This is a genomic window from Streptomyces sp. NPDC002935 (assembly GCF_040611295.1).
Lineage (GTDB): Bacteria > Actinomycetota > Actinomycetes > Streptomycetales > Streptomycetaceae > Streptomyces.
The window spans coordinates 129069-151693 of sequence record NZ_JBEXNW010000021.1; the positions used below are offsets into that span (position 1 = coordinate 129069).

Below are 22625 nucleotides of genomic sequence, written 5' to 3' on the forward strand. Positions count from 1 at the left end.
TGGGATGACATGAGCGGAGACGGTCAGGGAACGCGCCACTGGTTCGACGACGAGGCCGGACCGGTGGTCCGTCCGTACGCCATGACACGCGGCCGCACCACCAGCGCGGCCCAGCATCGCCTTGATCTGATCGCCGTGGTGGTCACGGAACAGCACGCCGAGGACCCGGAGGCGGACCACACGCTGTCCCCGGAACACGTGGACATCGTCGAACTCTGCCGTGACACCCCCCAGTCGGTCGCCGAACTTGCAGCCGAACTCGATCTGCCCATCGGAGTGGTGCGGGTCCTCATCGGGGACCTCGTGGACGACGAAATGGTCCATGTGACACGTCCCGTACCCCCTGCCGAGCTGCCGGACGAGAGTATTCTGCGCGACGTGATCAGCGGCCTCCGGGCACTCTGAGCTGGGCGGAAACGGGGAACAGACGTGACAGGCTGGCAGTTCTGGGTCGACCGGGGCGGTACCTTCACGGACATCGTCGCGCGGCGGCCCGACGGCCGTCTGCTCACGCACAAACTCTTGTCCGACAATCCGGCCCGCTACGCCGACGCGGCTGTCGCGGGCGTCCGTGAACTCCTCGGCGGCGAAGGGGACGCCGCGGGCGCCCCGGTCGACGCCGTCCGCATGGGCACCACCGTCGCGACCAACGCTCTCCTGGAACGCAAGGGCGAGCGCACGCTCCTCGTCACCACCCGGGGCTTCCGAGACGCCCTGCGCATCGCCTACCAGAACCGCCCCCGGATCTTCGCCCGCTCGATCGAACTCCCCGAACCGCTCCACGAGCGGGTCGTCGAGGTCGACGAACGGATCGCCGCCGACGGCACCGTCCTGCGCGCCCCCGACCTGGACGCCCTCGCCGCAGAACTCCAGGAGGCGTACGACGACGGGATTCGCGCGGTCGCAGTGGTCTGCATGCACAGCCACCTCCACCCCGCCCACGAACAAGCCGTGGGTGAGCTGGCGGCCCGCGTCGGCTTCCCGCAGATCTCTCTCTCCAGCGAGGTCAGCCCGCTGATGAAGCTGGTCCCCCGCGGTGACACGGCCGTCGTCGACGCCTACCTGTCGCCCGTGCTGCGCCGCTACGTCCAGCACGTCGCCGATGAACTCCAAGGCGTACGGCTGATGTTCATGCAGTCCAACGGAGGCCTCGCCGAGGCCGGCCAGTTCCGCGGGAAGGACGCCATCCTGTCCGGCCCCGCGGGCGGCATCGTCGGCATGGCCCGGATGTCGCAGCTCGCCGGCTTCGACCGCGTCATCGGCTTCGACATGGGTGGTACGTCCACGGACGTCTCCCACTTCGCCGGAGAGTACGAGCGGATCTTCACCACCCGGATCGCCGGGGTCCGGCTGCGCGCCCCCATGCTGGACATCCACACCGTCGCGGCGGGCGGCGGATCCGTGCTCCACTTCGACGGCTCCCGCTACCGCGTGGGCCCCGACTCGGCCGGCGCCGCCCCCGGGCCCGCGTGCTACCGGGGCGGTGGCCCGCTGACGGTCACCGACGCCAACGTGGCACTCGGCCGCGTCCAGCCCGGCCACTTCCCGAAGGTGTTCGGCCCCGGCGGGGACCAGCCCCTCGACGGCGCCCTGGTCCGCGATCTGTTCACCGCCCTCGCGCGCGAGATCCGCGAGAGGACCGGCGACGACCGCACCCCGGAGCAGGTCGCCGAGGGCTACCTCCAGATCGCCGTGGCCAACATCGCCAACGCGGTCAAGCGGATCTCCGTCCAGAAGGGCCACGACGTCACCCGCTACGCGCTGACCACCTTCGGCGGCGCCGGTGGCCAGCACGCGTGCATGGTCGCCGACTCCCTCGGCATCCGCACCGTCCTGGTCCCGCCCATGGCAGGCGTCCTGTCCGCCCTCGGCATCGGACTCGCCGACACGACAGCCATGCGTGAACAGTCCGTCGAGGTCCCCCTGGAACCGTCCTCGATGCCCGGCATCCTGAAGACGGCCGACGACCTGGAGGGTGCCGCCCGTGCCGAACTCCTCGCCGAGGACGTCCCCGAGCACCGAATCCGGATCACCCGCCGGGCCCAGCTCCGCTATGACGGCACGGACACAGCGCTGACCGTCGAGCTCACCGAGCCCAGCTCCATGACCCACGCCTTCGAAGAACGTCATCGCGCCACCTACTCCTTCACCCTCGACCGCCCGGTCGTCGTCGAAGCCCTCTCCGTGGAAGCCACCGGTCTCACCGACCCCCCCGATCTGTCCGCACTCGCCCCGTACGAGGCAGCCACATTCCGCTCGGCCCCATCGGAGACGGTCAGCCTCCACACGGGCGGCACCTGGCGCGACGTGCCCCTGCACCGCCGCGAGAACCTCCCGCCCGGCGAGACCGTGACCGGGCCCGCGATCATCGCCGAAGCCGGCGCCACGACCGTCGTCGACGACGGCTGGCGGGCCGCGACGACCCACGACGGGCAGCTGGTCATGGAACGCGCGGCGATCACGGAGAGTTCCGATCTCGGTACGCGAGCGGATCCCGTACTGCTCGAGGTCTTCAACAACCTCTTCATGTCCATCGCGGAACAGATGGGCGCCCGCCTGGAATCGACCGCCCAGTCCGTCAACATCAAGGAGCGCCTGGACTTTTCCTGCGCCCTCTTCGATCCCGACGGCAACCTGGTGGCCAACGCCCCCCACATCCCGGTCCACCTGGGCTCGATGGGGACGAGCGTGCAGGAGGTCGTCCGGCGGCGCGGCGATGGCATGCGGCCGGGCGACACCTACGCCGTCAACGATCCTTACCACGGCGGCACCCACCTCCCTGACGTCACCGTGATCACCCCGGTCTTCGACACGGAGGGTGACCGGATCCTGTTCTACGTCGCCTCGCGCGGCCACCATGCCGAGATCGGCGGCATCGCCCCGGGGTCCATGCCCGCGAACAGCCGCACCATCGACGAGGAGGGCGTCCTCTTCGACAACTGGCTGCTCGCCGAGAACGGCCGCTTCCGTGAGGCCGAGACACTGGCCCTCCTCACCGAGCCGCCCCACCCCTCGCGCAACCCGAAGACGAACCTCGCCGACCTGCGCGCCCAGATCGCCGCCAACCGGAAGGGCGTCGACGAAGTCGGCCGCATGATCGAGGACTTCGGACTCGACGTCGTCCAGGCGTACATGAAGCACGTCCAGGACAACGCGGAGGAAGCGGTACGCCGCGTCATCGACACACTCCAGGACGGCGAGTTCGCCTACGAGACCGACTCGGGGGCGGTCATCCGTGTCCGTATCTCCGTGAACCACGAGCGACGCGCCGCCACCGTCGACTTCACGGGTACGTCCGCGCAGCTCACCACCAACTTCAACGCGCCCTTCGCCGTGGTCAACGCCGCGGTCCTGTACGTCTTCCGCACCCTGGTGGACGACGACATCCCCCTCAACGACGGCTGTCTGCGCCCCCTCCGCATCGTGGTGCCGCCGGGATCGATGCTCGCCCCCGAGCCCCCGGCCGCCGTGGTCGCCGGCAACGTGGAGACGTCCCAGGCGATCACCGGCGCCCTCTACGCGGCCCTGGGTGTGCAGGCCGAGGGCTCCGGCACCATGAACAACGTCACCTTCGGCAACGAGCGCCACCAGTACTACGAGACCGTTGCCTCCGGTTCGGGCGCGGGCGACGGTTTCCCGGGCGCTCCTGTCGTTCAGACGCACATGACCAACTCGCGGCTCACCGACCCCGAGGTCCTTGAGTGGCGACTGCCCGTCCGGCTCGACGAGTTCGCGATTCGACGCGGCAGCGGCGGCCCCGGACACTGGCGAGGCGGCGACGGCGCCGTACGCCGCATCCGGTTCCTCGAGCCGATGACCGTCTCGACGCTCTCCCAGCACCGCAGAGTGCCGCCGTACGGCATGGCGGGCGGCGAGCCCGGCGCTCTCGGAGCCAACCGGGTGGAGCGCGCCGACGGCACCGTCACGGCACTCGGCGGAAGCGACGCGGCGGACGTCGGCCCCGGCGACGTACTCGTCATCGAAACCCCCGGCGGCGGGGGCTACGGCCCACCACCGCGCGACCCCCATCAAGCAGGAGAAGAGATCGATGATCTTCGGGCGTTCTGAGCGCGGCAAGCCTCCGGTCGAGCCCGTCACGCTCAAGATCCTGGTGGCCGGCGGCTTCGGCGTGGGCAAGACGACCCTCGTCGGCGCGGTCAGCGAGATCAAACCGCTGCGAACCGAGGAACTCCTCACCGAGGCGGGCCGGCCCATCGACGACATCAGTGGTGTGGAAGGCAAGCACACCACCACTGTCGCCATGGACTTCGGCCGGATCACGCTCCGCGAGGACTTGGTGCTCTACCTGTTCGGAACCCCCGGCCAGGACCGTTTCTGGTTCCTCTGGGACGAGCTCGCCACCGGCGCCCTGGGCGCCGTCGTGCTGGCCGACACCCGCCGCCTGGAGGACTGCTTCGCCGCGGTCGACTACTTCGAACGGCGCTCCATACCCTTCGTGGTCGGAGTCAACTGCTTCGAGGAAGCCTCCCGCTATCCCGCGGAGGACGTCCGCCAGGCCCTCGACCTCGACCCGGGGGTGCCTGTCGTCCTCTGCGACGCGCGGGACCGGGAGTCCGTCAAGGAGGTTCTCATCCGCGTCGTCCAGCATGCGATGGCATACGCGGCCGCCCGCCGGGAGGCCGTCGCGACCTGACACCCGCGCGGCGCCGCCGTCGTCACACGGATGCGGCCCGTACCCCCACCGACCGGGGTACGGGCCGCGGTCATGTCACGCGCGCGTGGTCACGCGAGACGCACGCGCGCGTGGACACCTGTTCCGCGCCCACCTGCGCGGGCACGGACGTCTGGATCAGCCGATGGCGTCGTCGTGCCAGCCGAAGCTCTTCTCCACCGCCTTGCGCCAGTTGTGGTACTCGCGGTCGCGCACCGAGGCCTCCATGGCCGGTGTCCATTCGACGTCCTTCTGCCAGTGCGTCTTCAGCTCGTCGAGGTCGTTCCACACCCCGGTCGCGAGTCCCGCCGCGTACGCGGCGCCCAGGCAGGTCGTCTCGGAGACCTTCGGACGGATCACCGGCACGCCGAGAACATCCGCCTGGTGCTGCATCAGCAGATTGTTCTTGGTCATTCCGCCGTCCACCTTCAGGGTGGTGATCTGCACCCCGGAGTCCTGGTACATGGCGTCCACGACTTCACGCGTCTGCCAGCTCGTCGCCTCCAGAACCGCGCGCGCGAGGTGCGCCTTCGTGACGTACCGCGTGAGACCGGTGATCACGCCGCGCGCGTCCGAGCGCCAGTACGGGGCGAACAGGCCGGAGAAGGCGGGCACGATGTACGCGCCGCCGTTGTCCTCGACGCTCGCCGCCAGCGTCTCGATCTCGTCGGCGGAACGGATGATGCCCAACTGGTCGCGGAACCACTGCACCAGCGCGCCCGTGATCGCGATCGATCCTTCGAGGCAGTAGACCGGCGCCTCGGTGCCGATCTTGTAGCCCATGGTCGTCAGCAGTCCGTTCTTGGAGGGAACGGGACGGTTTCCGGTGTTCAGCAGCAGGAAGCTGCCCGTGCCGTAGGTGTTCTTGGCCGTGCCGACGTCGTAGCAGGCCTGCCCGAAGACCGCCGCCTGCTGGTCGCCGAGCGCCGACGCGACCGGCACACCGCCCAGTTGGCCCACGGCGGTCCCGTACACCTCGGCGGAGGACCTGATCTCGGGGAGCACCGCTTCGGGGACGTTCATCGCGGAGAGGATGGACGGGTCCCACTGGAGGGTTTCCAGGTTCATCAGCATGGTGCGTCCGGCGTTGGTCACGTCGGTGACGTGCCGCCCGCCGTCCGTGCCGCCGGTCAGGTTCCAGATGAGCCACGAGTCGATGGTGCCGAAGGCGATCTCACCGCGCTCGGCACGCGCGCGCAGGCCCGGGACGTTGTCGAGCAGCCAGGCGGCCTTGGGCCCCGAGAAGTAGCTCGCCAGGGGCAGGCCGGTCTGTTCGCGGAAGCGGTCCTGGCCGTCCGAGCCGCCCAGTTCGTTGCAGAGCGCCGATGTACGGGTGTCCTGCCAGACGATCGCGTTGTGGACGGGCTTGCCGGTGGCGCGGTCCCACAGCACCGTCGTCTCACGCTGGTTGGTGATGCCGAGCGCGCTCAGCTGGTCGGCGCGCAGGCCGGCCTTGGCGATCGCTCCCGCGACCACGGCCTGCACCTTGGACCAGATCTCGGTGGCGTCGTGTTCCACCCAGCCCGGTTTGGGGAAGATCTGGCGGTGCTCGCGCTGGTCGACGGCGACGATCGCGCCGGCGTGGTTGAAGATGATGCAGCGGCTCGAGGTGGTGCCCTGGTCGATTGCGGCGACGTATTTCTCGGCGTTGTCCGTCATGACGTCCCCTTACGTGTTCTTCGTCAGGAGGCTGCGTTCTCGTCAGGAGGCTGTGTTTTCGGGCAGGCTGCGCTTCGTCAGAAGGCTGCGTTGTAGATCACGGCGCCGAGGGCGGCACCCGCGATCGGGCCGACGACCGGAATCCAGGAGTATCTCCACTCCGAGGTGCCCTTGTTGGGAATCGGCAGCAGTGCGTGGGTGAGGCGCGGCCCCAGGTCGCGGGCCGGGTTGATGGCGTACCCGGTGGGGCCGCCCAGCGAGAGGCCGATCCCGACGACGAGGAAGGAGATGAGCAGGACCGGCAGGCCCGCGTTGCCGATGCCCGCGACGTGCTTGCTGCCGCCTACCAGCCCGAGAATGGGCAGCATCAGGGCGGCGGTGGCGATGATCTCGGTGATCAGGTTCTGCACCGGGTTGTCGATCTCGGGTCGCGTCGAGAAGATTCCCAGTGTCTCGATGGCCTTGTCCTCCTCGGCGTTGAGGTTGAACTGGCCGAGGTAGAGCAGCCAGCACAGGACCGCGCCGATGATGGCTCCGGCGAACTGCCCGAGGATGTAGAAGGGCACGTCCTCCCACTTCGTGGAACCCTCGATCGCGAATCCGATGGTGACCGCCGGGTTGATCTGGCCTCCCGACAGCGGCGCCGAGGTGTACGCGCCGGCGAGGACGCCGAAGCCCCACCCGAAGGCGATGACGACCCAACCCGCTCCCTGGGCCTTGGACTTGTTCAGGGTGACAGCGGCGCACACACCCGCGCCGAAGAGAATCAGAATCGCGGTGCCGATCAACTCGCCGACAAAAATGTCTCCGTTGCTCATGGCGGCTCCTAGGCCTCGCCCGGGGCGATCCGCTCCGGGCCACCGTGCAGGGGTGCGTTTCCCATGGCTACTTCAGCCGAAGGCAGGGAGATCCCGCGCCCCGCCCGGCGTCCGTGACGAGCGTGCCGTCGCAGCGGAATCGCCCGTGGGGGACGGCCTGGGTACAGGTCGGAGACCCGAGCGGTGCGGTGCTTGAAGACGCCCGAATGCGGCGATGCCGACTGACACCCGGAAGTGTTCACCGGCGCCCAGGGGGCGTCAAGGTCGCGGACCGCAACGGTTCCAGGGCGCAAAGAGGACGCGGTACGGAGGGACGCCGGCGTCATGGTTGTGGACCATTTCCGGTCAGCCGGTCAGCGTCTGCCCGTACGGCTCCATCGGCGCGGCTCCCGTGCCGCGGCGGATCTCATGACCGGGCAGCCCCGCGCGCCCCAGCACCCAACTCGCCCCGTCCAGAGCCTTGGCGGCTTGCTTGAGGGGGGCCAGGCAAGCGGCCGCCTGCCGGTGGTCGCTCACAGTGCCGGGGGCGCACAGCACCGTGGCCAGCGAAAGGGTGACGGCGCGGCCGCCCGCGGCCCAGGGTGTGTCGAGCACCGAGGCCGCCAGCGGATCGAGGGCGGCCGGGTCCGCGAGGACCAGGAAGTCGTCGCCGCCGATGTGCCCGACGCGCGTCGCCTCGGACGCCACGAGCTGCAACGCCCGCCCCACCGCCCGGATCAGCTCGTCGCCGGCCGCGAACCCCGCTCCGTCGTTGACCTGCTTGAAGTGGTCGACGTCCAGCCAGCTCAGCGCGAACACCCGGCCGTCCGAGATCCGCCGGTCCACCTCCCCGGTGATCGCGTCCGAACCGGGCAACCGGGTCAGCGGGTTGAGCCCCGCCGCCTCTTCGACCCGGTTCTCGGACAGCGCCCGTACGAGGTCCGCGAGGCGTACGACGCCCACGCACCGCCCGTACCGGTCGACGACCGCGACATCGTCGGACGTACGGTCCCGATCCCCGTCCGCGACGACGTCGAGCACTTCCCAGGCCGTGGCGTCGACGCCGACCGTACGCGGTGGATCACCGAGCTTGGCGGCCGGTCGATCGGCGTACAGCGCGTGCCCGTAGCGCCCGGACATCGACAAGAGGAACCGTGACCGGTGCACCGACCGGAGCGGAATCCCGGAAGGGTCCACGAGCAGCACCCCGGACACGTCGGGCGACCCGGTGAGCAGTGCTCTGACCTGACCGGCCGATGCCGTGGTCGGCAGCAGCGCGGCCGGGCGTACGAACTGCCGTACGGACGGCCCGGACCGGGGCGAGGTGCCGACGCCGGGCGGCAGCGCCGGAACGTATACGTCCGCCGATGGCAGCCGGGCGGGCGGCGCGAACAGTTCGCCCTGCGCGAGTTGCGCGCCCGCCGACACCGCGGCGGCGCACTGCAGTTCCGTCTCGACGCCTTCGACCGACAGCAGCGCGCCCAGCTGTTCGCAGAGGGTCCGCATCGCGCGCACAGCGGCGGGCCGGGACAGCAGGGACACGTCCAGCTTCATCAGTTCGGGCGCGAGGTCCGTCAGCAGCCGCAGCGGTACGTCGCCGTCCCCGATCCCGTCCGCGCAGATCCGGAAGCCCTCGCCGCGCACCGCGGCCACCGCCTCCAGGAGGGCGTGCTGCGGCACGTGCGTGTACGGGGGGCCGATGTCGACCGTGACCTCCCAGGGCAGCCGCCCGGCTTCCCGCACCTCGTTCCGCAGTGCCGAGAGCCTGCCCAGATCGGCCAGGGTTCCGGCGAACACGTTGACATGCAGGGGGAGCAGCGTCTCCTTGCGGGCGGCGGCCCGGATCGCCAACGCGGCCAGCCGGCCGTCGAGTTCGGGGTCACGGCGGGCCTGCGCCAGGATGTCTCCGGATTCCGGACGGGCGAGTATCTCCAGCGCCGCGACCCCTCCGGTCGTCAGATTGACGACCGGCTGGAAGGCGAAGCGGACAGTATCCGTCCAGGAGGGCACAGCATCATAGTGCCGCTACTGGCGTACGCCGGTGCGCGATTCATAAGGTGTTCACGCAGGATTTCGAGGTCGTAACGATGTGTGCGTACGCGTGTCCGGACGCGCCGCGTACACCGTCCACCGGGACAGGTGGTGAGCGCGGCTTCGCCCGGGTGAGGAGGGGCACAGGGGCGACCCTCGTGGTCGGCAGTGGAAGGACCAGTCCTTCTCAGAACCGGCGCGGACCCACGCGGGGTTACCGCACCGCCACAACCGAGGAGCCGTGTCCGAACAGCCCCTGGTTCGCGGTGATCCCCACACGCGCCCCCGCGACCTGCCGGTCACCCGCGCCGCCCCGCAATTGCCACGTCAGCTCGCACACCTGGGCGATGGCCTGCGCCGGAACGGCCTCTCCGAAGGATGCGAGCCCGCCGCTGACGTTCACCGGTATGTGCCCGCCGAGCGTCGTGGCCCCCTCTCGCAGCAGCTTCGCGGCCTCGCCCTCCCCGCAGAGTCCGAGGTCCTCGTACCACTGGAGCTCCAGGGCGGTCGACAGGTCGTACACCTCGGCGAAGGAGACATCCTCGGGACCGATACCCGCCTCCTCGTACGCCGCGCGGGCGATCGACGCCCGGAACGTGCCGGCCGCCGGTTCCACCGCGACCGCGGAGTCCGTGGCGATGTCCGGAAGATCCAGCACCGTGCTGGGATAGCGCGGCGTCACGGTCGACACCGCGCGGATCCTCACGGGCTCCGATGCCCCGTGCCGGCGCGCGAACTCCATGCCGGCCAGCACCACGGCCGCACCACCGTCGGAGGTCGCGCAGATGTCGAGCAGCCGCAGCGGATCGGAGACCACGGCCGATTCTGAGACCTCCTCGGCGGTGACCCTCTTGCGGTAGCGCGCGTAGGGGTTGAGCGCTCCCAGCGCCGCGTTCTTCACCTTGACCTGGGCGAAGTCATCCGGAGTGTCTCCGTACAGAGCCATCCGGCGGCGCGCGTACAGCCCGAAGTACGTCGGATTCGTCGCCCCGAGGACACGGAACCGCAGCCAGTCCGGATCGTCCGGCCGGTCTCCGCCCGCGGGGCGGAAGAACCCCTTGGGTGCCGCGTCGGCGCCCACCACGAGGACCACGTCCGCGAGACCCGAGAGGATCTGCGCACGCGCCGTGCCGAGTGCCTGCGCCCCGGACGCGCATGCCGCGTACACGCTCGCGACGCGCGCTCCCTGCCAACCGAGCGCCTTCGCGAACGTCGCCCCCGCCACGTACCCCGGATAGCCTCCGCGCACGGTGTCCGCGCCCACGATCGAGTCGACGTCCCGCCAGTCGATCTCCGCGTCGGCCAGTGCCGCGCGCGCCGCCACAACCCCGTACTCGACGAAACTCCGCCCCCACTTGCCCCACGGGTGCATCCCCACGCCGAGCACCGCCACATCACCGGTCACGCCGCCACCCCCGTCCGCCCCGCGTCCCTCATGCCGTCACCCCGGTCGGCCGCCAGTGCCAAGTCGTCCAGGTCGTCTCCGTGTCCTCGTGCAGCACACCGGGGACGACCTCCACCTCCATGCCCACCGCCAGGTCGGCGACAGTGATCCCGGGAGCCGCCTGGCCGAGGACCACGAGGCGCTCGGATTCCAGCTCCACAGCGATCAACGCGTAGGGCTTCCAGGAGAGTTCCGGATCGGTCACATAGGGTGACGGGGGTCGGTACCGGCTGTCCGTGTACGACCAGACGCGGCCACGGGGGGACAGTGCCACCTCGGCCAGCTCATCGCCCGGACACCCCGGATTGCGGCAGAAGGCGTCCTCGCGGGGGAAGAAGACCGAGGTGCACATCGAGCAACGGGTGCCGAGCAGACGGAAGTCGTTCCCTTCGCCGGTGAACCATCCGGCGACCACGGGTGTGCGTGTGCGCGACAAAATCCCTCCACGACACTGGATCTGACGGGACGTCAGAAGTGTGCCACGGGCAACGAGAATTGGGCAGGGCAGGACGGCAGGGCTCCAGGCCGCCGGGGCGAACGAACGGGAGCCGCGCGGCGTCTCAGTACCCGTCGGGACGGCCGGGGCGCACGGGGGTGGTTCCGGCCACCTCGTCCGAGCCACCCCGATGACGACCGTTCTCCGGCCGTCCTGAAGACGTCCGTCCGGTGATCGGCTACAGTCCGCGGCGTGTCCGCAACCCCGCACCCACCCGCCGACTTCGCGCCCGATTCACACTGCTCGAGCTGTGGCGCCCGCTACGGCGAGGGCATCTCCGGCTGGCCTCGCACCTGCGCCGCCTGCGGCACGGTGGCCTACCGCAATCCGTTGCCGGTCGCCGTGGCCCTCCAGCCCGTGTACGACGACCGGGGCACCGCCCTGGTCGTCATCACCCGGACCATCCCTCCCGCGCGCGGGGGAGTGGCCCTGCCCGGGGGGTTCATCGACCACCGGGAGGACTGGCGGCACGCCGTCGTGCGTGAACTCAAGGAGGAGACGGGCATCGACGCGCCGAGCAGGGAAGTGCGGCTCGCCGACGCCATGAGCTCTCCCGCGGGCCATCTCCTGCTCTTCGGGCTCCTCCCGGAACGCCCCGCCGCCGAACTGCCGCAGTCCGCGGGCACGGACGAGACGGAAGGCTGGCATCTGCTGCGCAGGCCGGCCGAACTCGCCTTCCCGCTCCACACGCTGGCGGCCCGGGCCTGGTTCGAGGGGCGGTACATCTGACGGTCAGTGTGCCCCGAGCCCCCGCACTCGTACGGGATACGGCGGCTCGCTGAGGCCCCCTTGGCCGCCGGCCCGTCGCACCACCACCTCATCCCCTTCCCAACGGGTCACGTAGCGTTCGGCCTCGGATTCCTCCCAACCGTCGCCCGTGTCCGGTACGACGAGCCCACCTCCGCTGCGCCCGCGCGCGGGAGCCCACGCCTCCAGCTCCAGCCCACCGTCCCCACCGCGGACGGGCAGGACGGTACCGGCCCGCGCGAGCACCGGAATCCGCGACAGGGGGGCGTCGATCAGCACCTGCCCCGCCCCCTCGTACGCCTCCTCGGTGGCCGTGTCGTACCAACGCCCCCGCGGCAGCTGCACCGCCCGCCGGTCCGCCCCATGGTCCAGTACCGGTGCCACGAGGAGGCTGTCGCCGAGCAGGAAGGCGTCCTCGCAGTCGCGCAGCGCCCGGTCCTCAGGCGCACCCCACCACAACGGCCGGACATAAGGGGCACCCGTGCGGCGCGCCATGTGCGCCAGCGTCATGAAGTACGGGAGCAGCCGCCGCCGTTCGACGAGCGCCACGCGCGCGTGCTCCAGAACCTCGTCCCCGAACTCCCAGGGCTCCCGGCGCCCGGCCCGCAGGCTCGCGTGGGTACGGAACAGCGGGAGGTAGGCCCCGAGCTGGAACCACCGCAGATACAGCTCGGGCGACGGGCTGCCGTCGAAGCCGCCCACGTCGGGTCCCGAATAGGGCACCCCGCACAGCCCGAGCCCCATCACCAGGGACAACGACGCCCGCAACCCCGGCCAGCCCGTGGCCACGTCCCCCGACCAGGTCCCTCCGTAGCGCTGCAGTCCCGCCCACCCGGAGCGCGAGAAGAGGAACGGCCGCTCCTGGGGCACCAGTTCACGCAGCCCCTCGTAGGCGGCCCGGGCCATGCCCAGCGCGTACACGTTGTGCGCCTCACGGTGGTCACCGCCGCGGCCCTCCAGGGAGTGCCGGGCTGAACGCGGCAGCGTCGACTCCCCGAAGGCCGTGAACGACGTCGGCTCGTTCATGTCGTGCCAGAACCCCGCGAACCCCTGCGCGAGCCGCTCCTTGTAGAGCCCGCCCCACCACGCACGAGTCCCCGCGTGCGTGAAGTCCGGATAGACGGACTCTCCGGGCCACACGACCCCCCGTACGAGCTGCCCCGAGGCATCCCGCACGAAGGCGTCCTCGGCCAGGCCGCTGTCGTACACGGCGTTGCCCGGCTCGGCCTTGACCGCCGGGTCGATGATCGACACCAGACGGATTCCGTCGCGCCGCAGTTCCTCAGCAAGCACGGGAAGCTTCGGGAAGTTGTCGCGATCGACGGTGAACACCTGATGGGCGTCGTAGTGGTCGATGTCCAGGTGCACGGCGTCCAGCGGCAGGCCGCGCTCCTGGTAGCCCGCCACGATCCGCCGCACCTCCTGCTCGGTGCCGAAGCCCCACCGTGCGTGCTGGTGCCCCAGTGCCCATGCGGGCGGCAGCGCGGCCGGGCCGGTCAGCGACGCCCAGGCGTGCAGCACGCGCGCGGGAGTCCCCACCATCACCCAGCAGCGCAGCGGGCCGCCGTCCATGCGCAGCTCGCACGATCCGGCCCGGTCGTGCCCGGAGCCGGCGCCCTCCTTGCCCTCGCGCAAGGTCACGGTGCCGTCCCACGTGGTGTCGTGGAACACCAGGTGCGTGGCCGCGTCGGCGACCACCATCTGCACGGGCATCGTGATGTACAGCGGATCGTCGCCAGGACCGAAGGCCTGCCCGGGGTCCGTGTTCCACAACCGGTACGTCCCGTCGCGCAGCCGGGAACCCGCCGCTCGCCCGCCCAGACCGAAGAAACGGGCGTCGGCCGCCACTTCGGAGCGCTGCATCCAGCGGGCCGCGCCGCCGTCGACGGGCTCCCACCACCGGGGCGGCAGATCGCGACGCAGGGTCACCCCTCCGGGGGTGAGTACTTGGACCTCGCCGTGCCGTGAGACCACGACCGTGACCCGCTCGGCCACGACCCGCCAGCCGCCGTCCTTGTCCGGTTCCAGGACAGCCCTCGGGTCCGGCTCGGGGCAGCGGCCCGCGAGGGCGTACGACGGCTCCGGCGCCACCGCGTCCCAGCCCCAGAACACCGCTCCGCCCACCGCGACCGTGATCCGCAGCTCCGACCGCGTGAAGCGGACGACTCCGCCGCCGGGGCCCGGCTCCACCCCGAGCACCGGCCCGGGCACCCGCGCCCGCTCGGCGCCCCGCTGCGGCAACCCGGTGGCGTCGGCACGCCTCCTACGCCACGCGGCCCGCACTGTGAGCAACCCCTGAGTGGCACCCCCCGAGCCGACCGCTTTCACCGAACGCACCAGGTCACGACCGTCCATGCTGCTCACCCTGCCACTATCGGCGCCCGATGAGTGAGCCGTTCAACTGCCGTTCACCTGTAGCGACGCCACATCTTCATGTGGCGGACTATGTGTGGCGTGCCCTGGTGCAGAAGTCGATCACATGGCATCGTCCGTGTCAGCCGCGTGACGCGCACACCCCCGCTCGTGCGCGACCGACGCACACGACGCGCACAGTCCGGGAGCCGCCCCATGTCCACCCAGCCCGCACCGCTCTGGCAGCCCAACGATGAGGTCATCGCCCAGGCGCAGATCACGAAGTTCCAGGCCTGGGCGGCCGAACGGCACGGAGCCCCGTCCGAGGGCGGCTACGCGGCCCTGCACCGCTGGTCGGTCGATGAGCTGGACACCTTCTGGAAAGCCGTCACCGAGTGGTTCGACGTACGGTTTTCGACCCCCTACGCGCGCGTACTCGGCGACCGCTCCATGCCCGGCGCGGCATGGTTCCCAGACGGGACCCTCAACTACGCGGAGCACGCCCTGCGCGCCGCGGAGACCCGGGCCGACGAACCGGCCCTGCTGTATGTCGACGAGAGCCACGAGTCCGTCCCCGTGACGTGGTCCGCCCTGCGCCGCCAGGTCGGCTCCCTGGCCGCCGAGCTGCGCACCCTCGGCGTACGCCCGGGAGACCGCGTCAGCGGCTATCTCCCGAACATCCCCCAGGCCGTGGTCGCCCTGCTGGCCACAGCCGCCGTGGGCGGTGTCTGGACGTCCTGCGCCCCCGACTTCGGCGCCCGCAGCGTCCTCGACCGCTTCCAGCAGGTCGAACCCGTGGTCCTCTTCACCGTCGACGGCTACCGCTACGGCGGCAAGGAGCACGACCGCCGCGACGCGGTCGCCGAACTGCGCCGTGAACTGCCCACCCTGCGCGCCGTCGTGCACATCCCGCTGCTGGGCACCGAGGCACCCGAAGGCGCCCTGGACTGGTCGGCCCTGACCTCCGCCGACGTGGAGCCCGTTTTCGAACCGGTCCCCTTCGACCACCCTCTGTGGGTGCTCTACTCCTCCGGGACGACCGGCCTCCCCAAGGCCATCGTCCAGTCCCAGGGCGGCATCCTCGTCGAGCACCTCAAGCAGCTCGGCCTGCACTGCGACCTGGGCCCCGAGGACCGCTTCTTCTGGTACACGTCCACCGGCTGGATGATGTGGAACTTCCTCGTCTCCGGCCTGCTCACGGGCACCACGATCGTCCTGTACGACGGCAGCCCCGGGTACCCGGACACGGGCGCCCAGTGGCGCATCGCCGAACGCACGGGAGCGACCCTCTACGGCACGTCCGCCGCCTACGTCATGGCCTGTCGCAAGGCGGGCGTCCACCCCTCGCGCGATTTCGACCTCGCGCGCGTGCGGTGTGTCGCCACCACCGGCTCGCCCCTGCCGCCCGACGGATTCCGCTGGCTGCACGACGAGGTCCGCGACGACCTGTGGATCGCCTCAGTCAGCGGTGGCACCGATGTGTGCTCCTGCTTCGCGGGAGCGGTACCGACGCTCCCGGTCCACGTCGGCGAACTCCAGGCCGCCGGCCTCGGCACCGACCTCCAGTCCTGGGACCCCAGCGGAAAGCCCCTCATCGACGAGGTCGGCGAGCTGGTCGTCACCAACCCGATGCCCTCGATGCCGATCCGCTTCTGGAACGACCCCGATGGCAGCCGCTACCACGACAGTTACTTCGACACGTATCCCGGAGTGTGGCGCCACGGCGACTGGATCACCATCACCTCCCGAGGCTCGGTCGTCATCCACGGCCGCTCCGATTCGACGCTCAACCGGCAGGGCGTGCGCATGGGCTCGGCCGACATCTACGAAGCCGTCGAGCGACTCCCCGAGATCAAGGAATCGCTCGTCATCGGCATCGAGCAGCCCGACGGCGGCTACTGGATGCCCCTGTTCGTCCATCTCGCGCCCGGAGCCGTCCTGGACGAGGCGCTCCTGAACCGCATCAAGCAGACGATCCGCGAGCAGCTCTCCCCGCGCCACGTCCCGGACGAGGTCATCGAGGTACCCGGAGTGCCCCACACCCTCACCGGCAAGCGCATCGAGGTGCCGGTCAAGCGCCTTCTCCAGGGCGCCCCCATGGAGAAGGCGGTCAACGTCGGCTCCGTGGACAACGTCGAGCTCCTGCGCTTCTACGAGGAGCTGGCCCGCAAGCGCGGCTGATCAGCCTCCGTAGGTGGCCTCGGACTCGCCGAGCACCGCGGCGAAGTCCGAGGCCAGGCGCAGGGCGTCGGCGGGTGTGAGCTCCGCGACCGAGATGCGTACGCCGGGCGCGGCCGAGGTCCGGAAGCGCGCACCCGCCGCGACCCACCATCCGTACGAACGCAGCCCGTTCACCACGGCCGACTCGTCCCGCACGGGTACCCAGACGTTCAGTCCGCTCACGCCGTGGGCCTCGATGCCGCGGTCGGCGAGCTCACGGACGAGGGCACCGCGGCGCAGCGCGTACGTCTCCTGGGCGCGCGCCACCAACGCGCGCGTGCCCTCGTCCGTCATCAGCCCGTGCACCGTCTCCTGCAGCAGATGACTGACCCAGCCCGACGTCAACAGCAGGCGACCGTCGTGCCGGGCCAGAGTCGTGGGATCGCACGCCGCGGCCGCCCAGCGCAGATCGGTCCCCAGGAACTTGCTCACCGTCCGCACATGGACCCAGCGCGTCAGGCCGCCCGCGGTCAGGGTGTGCAGCGGCGCGTCGGCGACCGACGACGCGTGATCGTTCTCCACGACCAGCACATCGGGCTCCTCCTGCAGCACCTCGACGAGGGCGTCCCGCCGTGCCCTCGAGAAGCTGCCGCCGTACGGATTCTGCGCTCGCGGACTGCACACCACCGCGCGTACTCCCGCCCGTAGGGCCGCACGCAGGGCCTCGGGGCGGACGCCCTGGTCGTCCACGGCCACCGGAACGGTGCGCAGTCCCAGCGCCGTGACCAGATCCAGCAGATGGTGATAGCCGGGGTCCTCCATCGCGACCGCGTCCCCCGGACGCAACTCCACCGACAGCAGCCGCCCGATCAGATCCAGCGCACCATGAGCGAACGTCACGTGCTCCGCCGGCACTCCGTCCGGCTCCAGCCAGGCGCGCACCGCCTGCTCCAACCGCTCCAGACGCGGTGTGCCGCGATGCGAGCGCGCACCGGGAGAGAGCCGCGACGGCGGAACCAGACGGGGGAGCAGTTCGGGGTCCGGATGCCCGCCCGCCACGTCGCGCAGCCCGTCGGGCACACGGGGCGGACGCCGTGACGCCACCGCGGGCGCGGCAGCGACCACGGTCCCGCCGCGCCCGCGGGTCACCACGATCGCGCGCCGCCGCAGTTCCTTGTACGCCGTCGCGACCGTCCCCGGGCTCACGCCGAGCCGTTCGGCCAGGATCCGCACCGGAGGCAGTGCCGTGCCCGGCTCCAAAGCACCTTCAGCCACGCCTCGTTCGACGGACGCGGCAATTCCCTTGGCCGTCGTACCACTGATCCTATATTGTGTTGCCACGTTGCTGAGTATGTATCAATACATAATCTGAGGCAAGGGGGAGCAGTGAGTCCGATGCGCCACGCAGCCGCATGGTCGACACGAATTCCAGGAGGCCCCGACGGCCGCAGAATGCTCTGGATCGCCCTGATCGACCGCATCGGCAGCGGCCTGTGGGCATCCGTCTCCGTCCTGTACTTCACTTACGTCACCGGTCTCTCGGTCGCGCAGATCGGCACCCTCGTCGCCGCGGCCGGAGCCGTCGGCATAGCGGGCGCACCCCTCGGCGGGCGCCTCGCCGACCGTCTGCCGCTCACCCACGTCCTGATCGCGCTCCAACTCCTGCGCGCCCTCGCCTCCTTCGCGCTGCTGACCACCGACAACTACGCCCTCCTCCTGACGTTCTCCGCCGCGGGCAGCCTCGGCGACCGTGCCGCGAACGTCCTCACCAAGCTCTACGCCATCCGCGTCTCGGGACCCGACCGTGTCCGCTACCAAGCGGTCAACCGAACCGTCGCCAACGCCGGCTGGGCCCTCGGAGGCCTCGTCGCGGCCGGGGCCCTCACCATCGGCACCACCGCCGCGTACCAGTGGCTGCTCGCGGGCGACGCCGTCTCGTTCGTGGCCGTCGCCCTCGCGACCGCCCGCTGCGGCGAACCGCCCTCGGCCACCCGCACGATCGCCACATCGAAGGACTCCGCCCCCGCGACGCGACCGGCCAGTCCCTGGCGCGACCGCACGTACCTCGCCTACGTGGCCACCGAGACCGTCCTCTTCCTCGACGACGCCGTGTTCAAGGTCGGACTGCCCTTGTGGATCGCCCACTCCGACCGTGCACCCCACGGCCTCGCACCTCTGCTGATGGTCCTCAACAACGTGATGGTCGTGACCCTCCAGGTCCCCCTGGCCCGGTTCGGCGCGACCACGACCGCGGCCCGGGCACTGCTCATCCCGCTCTCCGCCGTCTTCGCCATCGGAGGCCTCACGATGGCACTCTCCGCGACGGGGGGAGTCGTGACCGCAACCCTCTTCCTGACCGCAGCGGCCACGGCCTTCACCGTGGCGGAGATGCTGCACGCCACCGTCTCCTGGGAGCTCTCCGTGGCTCTGGCCCCCGACACCGCACAGGGCGCCTACCTCGGCGTCCACGGACTGGCCCAGGCCGTGCAACGCAGCCTCGGACCACTCGCCGTCACCGCGGCAATCGCCGCCGGCCCCCTCGGTTGGCCCCTCTTCGGCGCGACCATAGCTTTGACCTGCCTGTTTCAGCATCGCGTCGTGCGTGACCGGCTCTCCCACCCCGCATTGTCAGTGCCGCCCGTTACTGTGAGTGAGCATTGATCGACTGTGCACAGGGGGAAAAATGGCGCACACCCAGCACCACACCATGCGACGCGTCCTGCGCCGCGAGATCGCCGGCACCATCGGCCTGCTGACCGACGAACAGGACTTCCGGGCGATGCGGCGCTACCGCACCTTCGCCTTCGACGACCACACGACCTATCTCCAACAGGTCGAAGCCCTCCTCAGGACCCTCGCCGCCCAGGGCAGCCACACCACGGTGGCCCTCTTCGACCCCGAGGAGTACGCCGAATTCTGCGCCGAAAGCGGCCTGGAACCCGACGCCCCGGCCAGCCGAACCCGCTTCACCGCGCTCCTGGCAGCGAACGGCCCCACCGTTCCCTACGACGGACAGCCCCTCGACCAGCTGGTCCCGGATCTCGTCGACGAAGCGGTCCGACGAGCCACCTGGGAGTACGCGACCACACTCCTCGCCCGCATCGGCACCTGCGCGACCTGCGGAGAGGACATCGGACGGGCCTCCTTCATCCGAGCCGCCCAGCTGCTGACCCGCATCGTCGACACCGCGAGGCCTGGAGACCTCCACCTCGTATGCAGCGTCTCGACAGCACCCGACACACTCGTCGCCGTGCTTCGAGCAGAGGGACCCGCCGAAGGTGCCACGCGCCTCGACGAATCCGAAGCCCTCGAATTCACCACTGTTCTGGCCCTCGGCATCGCCACCCGGAGCGCCGGTGGCCTCGTCATGCGCACCACCACACCCGACACCACCGACCACGTCTACGGATGGCGTCTGCGCGGCGACTGCCTGGAGCCCCTCACCGCCGCGGAGGTGTTCGACGCCTATTGCACCGATGTCGAATCCGGCGACCTGGTCTCCCCGGAATCGGGCGTCGACTATTGCGCACCGCCCGACCTGGGAGACGAGGCAAGGGGGACAGGCCACACGCACTGAACGCTAAAGGGGCGCCCCATCCGTGGATGGAGCGCCCCTCTTACCGCTTACCGCTTTACCGCCAACGACGCCGCCGGGGTCGACGGCGGGGACGGGCTACTCGCCGGACAGCACCGCCTGGGCCGCGGTGCGCGCCTCTTCCGCCGTGTCTGTGGCACGTGCGGCCAAGGCGGCGCGCTCGCACTGGGCCAGCGTGTACTTGGCCAGCGTGGCCCGTACATAGGGAATCGACGCAGCACCCATCGAGAGGGAGGTGACACCCAGACCGGTCAGCACACAGGCGAGCAGCGGGTCCGACGCTGCCTCACCGCAGACGCCACAGCTCTTGCCCTCGGCCTTCGCCGCCTCGGCGGACAGCGCGACCAGGTCGAGCAGCGCCGGCTGCCACGGGTCCTGCAGACGGGACACCGCGCCCACCTGCCGGTCGGCGGCGAACGTGTACTGCGCGAGGTCGTTGGTCCCCAGGGAGAGGAACTCGACCTCCTGCAGGATCGACCGCGCCCGCAGCGCGGCCGACGGAATCTCCACCATCGCGCCGAACTTCGCCCGCAGCCCGGCCGCACGGCACGCGTCCGTGAACGCCTTGGCGTCCGTGCGGTCCGCGACCATCGGAGCCATCACCTCGAGATAGACCGGCAGCCCCTCCGAAGCCTTCGCGAGGGCGGTGAGCTGCGTACGCAGCACGTCGGGGTGGTCGAGCAGCGAACGCAGACCCCGGACACCGAGCGCGGGATTCGGTTCGTCGGCCGGAGTCAGGAAGTCTAGCGGCTTGTCCGCGCCCGCGTCGAGGACCCGGACCACGACCCGGCCCTCCGGGAAGGCCTCGAGCACCTGTCGGTATGCCTCGACCTGCTTCTCCTCGGACGGCGCCTGCTTGCTGTCGTCGAGGAAGAGGAACTCGGTACGGAACAGACCGACGCCCTCGGCACCGGCCTCCACGGCCGCGGGCACGTCCGCAGGACCGCCGACGTTGGCGAGCAGCGGCACCTTGTGCCCGTCGGAGGTGGCACCGGGTCCCGTCGAGGCGGAGAGTGCCGCCTTGCGCTCGGCCGCCGCGGACGCCATCTGCGCCTTCTTCTCCGTGCTCGGCTCCACGAAGATCTCACCCGTGCTGCCATCCACCGCGATCACGGTGCCTTCGGCGAGCTCACCGGCGCCGGGGAGTGCCACGACGGCCGGTACACCCAGCGCACGCGCCAGAATCGCGCTGTGGCTGGTCGGCCCGCCCTCCTCAGTGACGAAGCCGAGGACCAGGGTCGGGTCCAGCAGCGCCGTGTCGGCCGGCGCGAGGTCACGCGCGATGAGTACGTAGGGCTCGTCGCTGTCCGGGACGCCCGGCATGGGCACGCCCAGCAGCCGCGCGACGATACGGTTCCGCACGTCGTCGAGATCGGCCACACGTCCGGCGAGGTACTCACCGGCGCCGGCCAGCAGCGCCCGGTACGCGGCGAACGCGTCGTAGACCGCACGCTCGGCCGTGCTGCCGACGGCGATCCGCCGTTCCACATCGGCCATCAGCTCGGGGTCCTGGGCCATCATGGCCTGGGCCTCGAGTACCGCCTGGGCTTCGCCCCCCGCCAGATTGCCGCGCGCAATCAGGTCGGCTGCCACAGCCTCCACGGCCTTGCGGGCACGCCCCTGTTCGCGCTCCGCGTCCTCCGCAGGGATCTGCTTGGCCGGCGGTTCAAGAACCGCCGTTCCCATGTGCCGAACCTCGCCGATCGCCACACCGTGGCTCACGCCGACGCCTCGCAGCGTTGTCTCCATCTCACCCGTCTCCGATAGTGCGGCGGGTCCGCCGCCGTGATGGTTTGTCGAACGCGCTGTCTACGACAGCGTTGATGTCACTGCCAGCCGAAGAGCTCGTCGCCGGCTTTCACATCGCCGTCCTCGCGAACGTCGGAGAGAGAGTCCGCCGTGGCTTCGAGGGCCACGATCGGGCACACCGGGGATTTGCCGGCGGCCTCTACGGCGGCCGGGTTCCACCGCACGACGCTCTGGCCGCGCGTCACGGTGTCCCCCTTGTTGACGAGCAGCTCGAAGCCCTCGCCATTGAGCTGCACGGTGTCGATGCCCAGGTGCGTGAGCACGCCGTGGCCCTCGTTGTCGACGACGACGAACGCGTGCGGGTGGAGCGAGACAATCACTCCGTCCACAGGAGCGACAGCCTCCGAAGGCTCACGCACGGGGTCGATCGCCGTGCCGGGGCCGACCATCGCCCCGGAGAACACGGGGTCCGGTACCGCGGCAAGTCCGATGGCGCGTCCTGCAAGAGGGGACGTCACTGTGGTCATGGGAAGCCTCCCAGGGGTGGAGATCTATATGGGCCGTCACTGCCTGTCCCGGACGGCACACTTTTGAGCAGGGTATGTCATATGAAGTGCCGCTTCCGCACGAGAGATCACGGTTCGCGGCCGTAGGGCACAGGGCAAACGATTTGCGCCTGCTCCCGACCTCCGTGTAGAGTCGGACCCCTGCTTGAGGCTGAGCGGCGTGACCAAGCGTCGTTGCCCGGCAGCACCCAACTTGTCAGATCCTATCTCGGGGTCTCGTTCCGCATGTCTGCGGGACGGCGGTCAGAGAGAAGGAAAAGCACTGATAGAGTCGGACTCGCCGGAAAGGGAAACGCGGAAGCGGGAACCTGGAAAGCACCGAGGAAATCGGATACGGAAACGGTCTGATAGAGTCGG

General features: G+C 70.4%; 16 protein-coding genes. 7 read left to right on the plus strand and 9 right to left on the minus strand.

What is annotated here, in order from left to right; translation table 11 throughout:
- Positions 1-9: 9 nt before the first annotated feature.
- The 3 genes from ABZX90_RS26970 to ABZX90_RS26980 are packed head-to-tail and all read left to right on the plus strand — an operon-like array spanning position 10 to position 4654.
- Positions 10-405 carry a DUF742 domain-containing protein gene (locus ABZX90_RS26970; protein ID WP_351132407.1) on the plus strand — a complete coding sequence of 132 codons (396 nt, stop codon included), beginning with the start codon at positions 10-12 and terminating at the stop codon, positions 403-405.
- A gap of 24 nt (positions 406-429) precedes the next feature.
- The gene (locus tag ABZX90_RS26975; RefSeq protein ID WP_355208857.1) at positions 430-4068 is read left to right on the plus strand and encodes a hydantoinase B/oxoprolinase family protein; all 3639 of its coding nucleotides are present in this window, start codon (positions 430-432) and stop codon (positions 4066-4068) included.
- Positions 4049-4654: an ATP/GTP-binding protein gene (locus ABZX90_RS26980; protein WP_351132403.1), complete on the plus strand. Its 606-nt coding sequence runs from the start codon at positions 4049-4051 to the stop codon at positions 4652-4654. The genes ABZX90_RS26975 and ABZX90_RS26980 overlap by 20 nt, the downstream gene beginning before the upstream one ends.
- A gap of 156 nt (positions 4655-4810) precedes the next feature.
- Here the strand turns inward: ABZX90_RS26980 and glpK are convergent, their stop codons facing one another.
- From glpK to ABZX90_RS27005, 5 genes are all read right to left on the minus strand, one after another.
- A complete protein-coding gene (gene glpK, locus ABZX90_RS26985) occupies positions 4811-6331 on the minus strand; it encodes a glycerol kinase GlpK (RefSeq protein ID WP_351132401.1) in 1521 nt (506 codons plus the stop codon).
- Between the two features lie 77 nt (positions 6332-6408).
- Positions 6409-7149, minus strand: a complete 741-nt coding sequence (locus ABZX90_RS26990; protein WP_351132399.1) for an MIP/aquaporin family protein — start codon at positions 7147-7149, stop codon at positions 6409-6411.
- A gap of 345 nt (positions 7150-7494) precedes the next feature.
- Positions 7495-9138: a GGDEF domain-containing protein gene (locus ABZX90_RS26995; protein ID WP_355208861.1), complete on the minus strand. Its 1644-nt coding sequence runs from the start codon at positions 9136-9138 to the stop codon at positions 7495-7497.
- Positions 9139-9373: 235 nt separating this feature from the next.
- Positions 9374-10564 carry a lipid-transfer protein gene (locus ABZX90_RS27000; protein ID WP_351132395.1) on the minus strand — a complete coding sequence of 397 codons (1191 nt, stop codon included), beginning with the start codon at positions 10562-10564 and terminating at the stop codon, positions 9374-9376.
- A 28-nt stretch (positions 10565-10592) separates the two neighbouring features.
- Positions 10593-11018, minus strand: coding sequence for a zinc ribbon domain-containing protein (locus ABZX90_RS27005; protein WP_351132465.1), 426 nt, complete (start codon positions 11016-11018; stop codon positions 10593-10595).
- Between the two features lie 273 nt (positions 11019-11291).
- Between ABZX90_RS27005 and ABZX90_RS27010 the strand changes: the two genes are divergently transcribed.
- Complete coding sequence (locus tag ABZX90_RS27010; RefSeq protein WP_355208864.1) at positions 11292-11828, plus strand: NUDIX domain-containing protein; 537 nt, start codon at positions 11292-11294, stop codon at positions 11826-11828.
- 3 nt (positions 11829-11831) lie between these two features.
- Here the strand turns inward: ABZX90_RS27010 and ABZX90_RS27015 are convergent, their stop codons facing one another.
- Positions 11832-14201, minus strand: a complete 2370-nt coding sequence (locus ABZX90_RS27015; RefSeq protein WP_355208887.1) for a TIM-barrel domain-containing protein — start codon at positions 14199-14201, stop codon at positions 11832-11834.
- Between the two features lie 213 nt (positions 14202-14414).
- On the opposite strand from ABZX90_RS27015, the gene ABZX90_RS27020 reads away from it, so the two are divergent.
- Complete coding sequence (locus ABZX90_RS27020; protein WP_355208867.1) at positions 14415-16379, plus strand: acetoacetate--CoA ligase; 1965 nt, start codon at positions 14415-14417, stop codon at positions 16377-16379.
- On the opposite strand, the gene ABZX90_RS27025 is transcribed toward ABZX90_RS27020, so the two are convergent.
- Positions 16380-17699, minus strand: coding sequence for an aminotransferase class I/II-fold pyridoxal phosphate-dependent enzyme (locus ABZX90_RS27025; protein ID WP_355208870.1), 1320 nt, complete (start codon positions 17697-17699; stop codon positions 16380-16382).
- Between the two features lie 111 nt (positions 17700-17810).
- Between ABZX90_RS27025 and ABZX90_RS27030 the strand changes: the two genes are divergently transcribed.
- Together ABZX90_RS27030 and ABZX90_RS27035 are read left to right on the plus strand one after the other, a co-directional pair.
- The gene (locus tag ABZX90_RS27030) at positions 17811-19019 is read left to right on the plus strand and encodes an MFS transporter (protein WP_355208873.1); all 1209 of its coding nucleotides are present in this window, start codon (positions 17811-17813) and stop codon (positions 19017-19019) included.
- A 22-nt stretch (positions 19020-19041) separates the two neighbouring features.
- Positions 19042-19935: a hypothetical protein gene (locus tag ABZX90_RS27035; protein WP_355208876.1), complete on the plus strand. Its 894-nt coding sequence runs from the start codon at positions 19042-19044 to the stop codon at positions 19933-19935.
- Between the two features lie 96 nt (positions 19936-20031).
- Here the strand turns inward: ABZX90_RS27035 and ptsP are convergent, their stop codons facing one another.
- Complete coding sequence (ptsP, locus tag ABZX90_RS27040) at positions 20032-21702, minus strand: phosphoenolpyruvate--protein phosphotransferase (RefSeq protein WP_355208879.1); 1671 nt, start codon at positions 21700-21702, stop codon at positions 20032-20034.
- Between the two features lie 77 nt (positions 21703-21779).
- Positions 21780-22229, minus strand: coding sequence for a PTS glucose transporter subunit IIA (locus tag ABZX90_RS27045; RefSeq protein ID WP_351132381.1), 450 nt, complete (start codon positions 22227-22229; stop codon positions 21780-21782).
- Between the last annotated feature and the right edge of the window lie 396 nt (positions 22230-22625).

Bases quoted from the DNA above. Each gene is read 5' to 3' on its own strand.
- ABZX90_RS27020 (WP_355208867.1), top strand. From the start codon at position 14,415: ATGTCCACCCAGCCCGCACCGCTCTGGCAGCCCAACGATGAGGTCATC.
- glpK (WP_351132401.1), bottom strand. From the start codon at position 6,331: ATGACGGACAACGCCGAGAAATACGTCGCCGCAATCGACCAGGGCACC.
- ABZX90_RS27015 (WP_355208887.1), bottom strand. From the start codon at position 14,201: ATGGACGGTCGTGACCTGGTGCGTTCGGTGAAAGCGGTCGGCTCGGGG.
- ptsP (WP_355208879.1), bottom strand. From the start codon at position 21,702: ATGGAGACAACGCTGCGAGGCGTCGGCGTGAGCCACGGTGTGGCGATC.
- ABZX90_RS27030 (WP_355208873.1), top strand. From the start codon at position 17,811: ATGCTCTGGATCGCCCTGATCGACCGCATCGGCAGCGGCCTGTGGGCA.
- ABZX90_RS26970 (WP_351132407.1), top strand. From the start codon at position 10: ATGAGCGGAGACGGTCAGGGAACGCGCCACTGGTTCGACGACGAGGCC.
- ABZX90_RS27045 (WP_351132381.1), bottom strand. From the start codon at position 22,229: ATGACCACAGTGACGTCCCCTCTTGCAGGACGCGCCATCGGACTTGCC.
- ABZX90_RS26990 (WP_351132399.1), bottom strand. From the start codon at position 7,149: ATGAGCAACGGAGACATTTTTGTCGGCGAGTTGATCGGCACCGCGATT.
- ABZX90_RS26980 (WP_351132403.1), top strand. From the start codon at position 4,049: ATGATCTTCGGGCGTTCTGAGCGCGGCAAGCCTCCGGTCGAGCCCGTC.
- ABZX90_RS27035 (WP_355208876.1), top strand. From the start codon at position 19,042: ATGGCGCACACCCAGCACCACACCATGCGACGCGTCCTGCGCCGCGAG.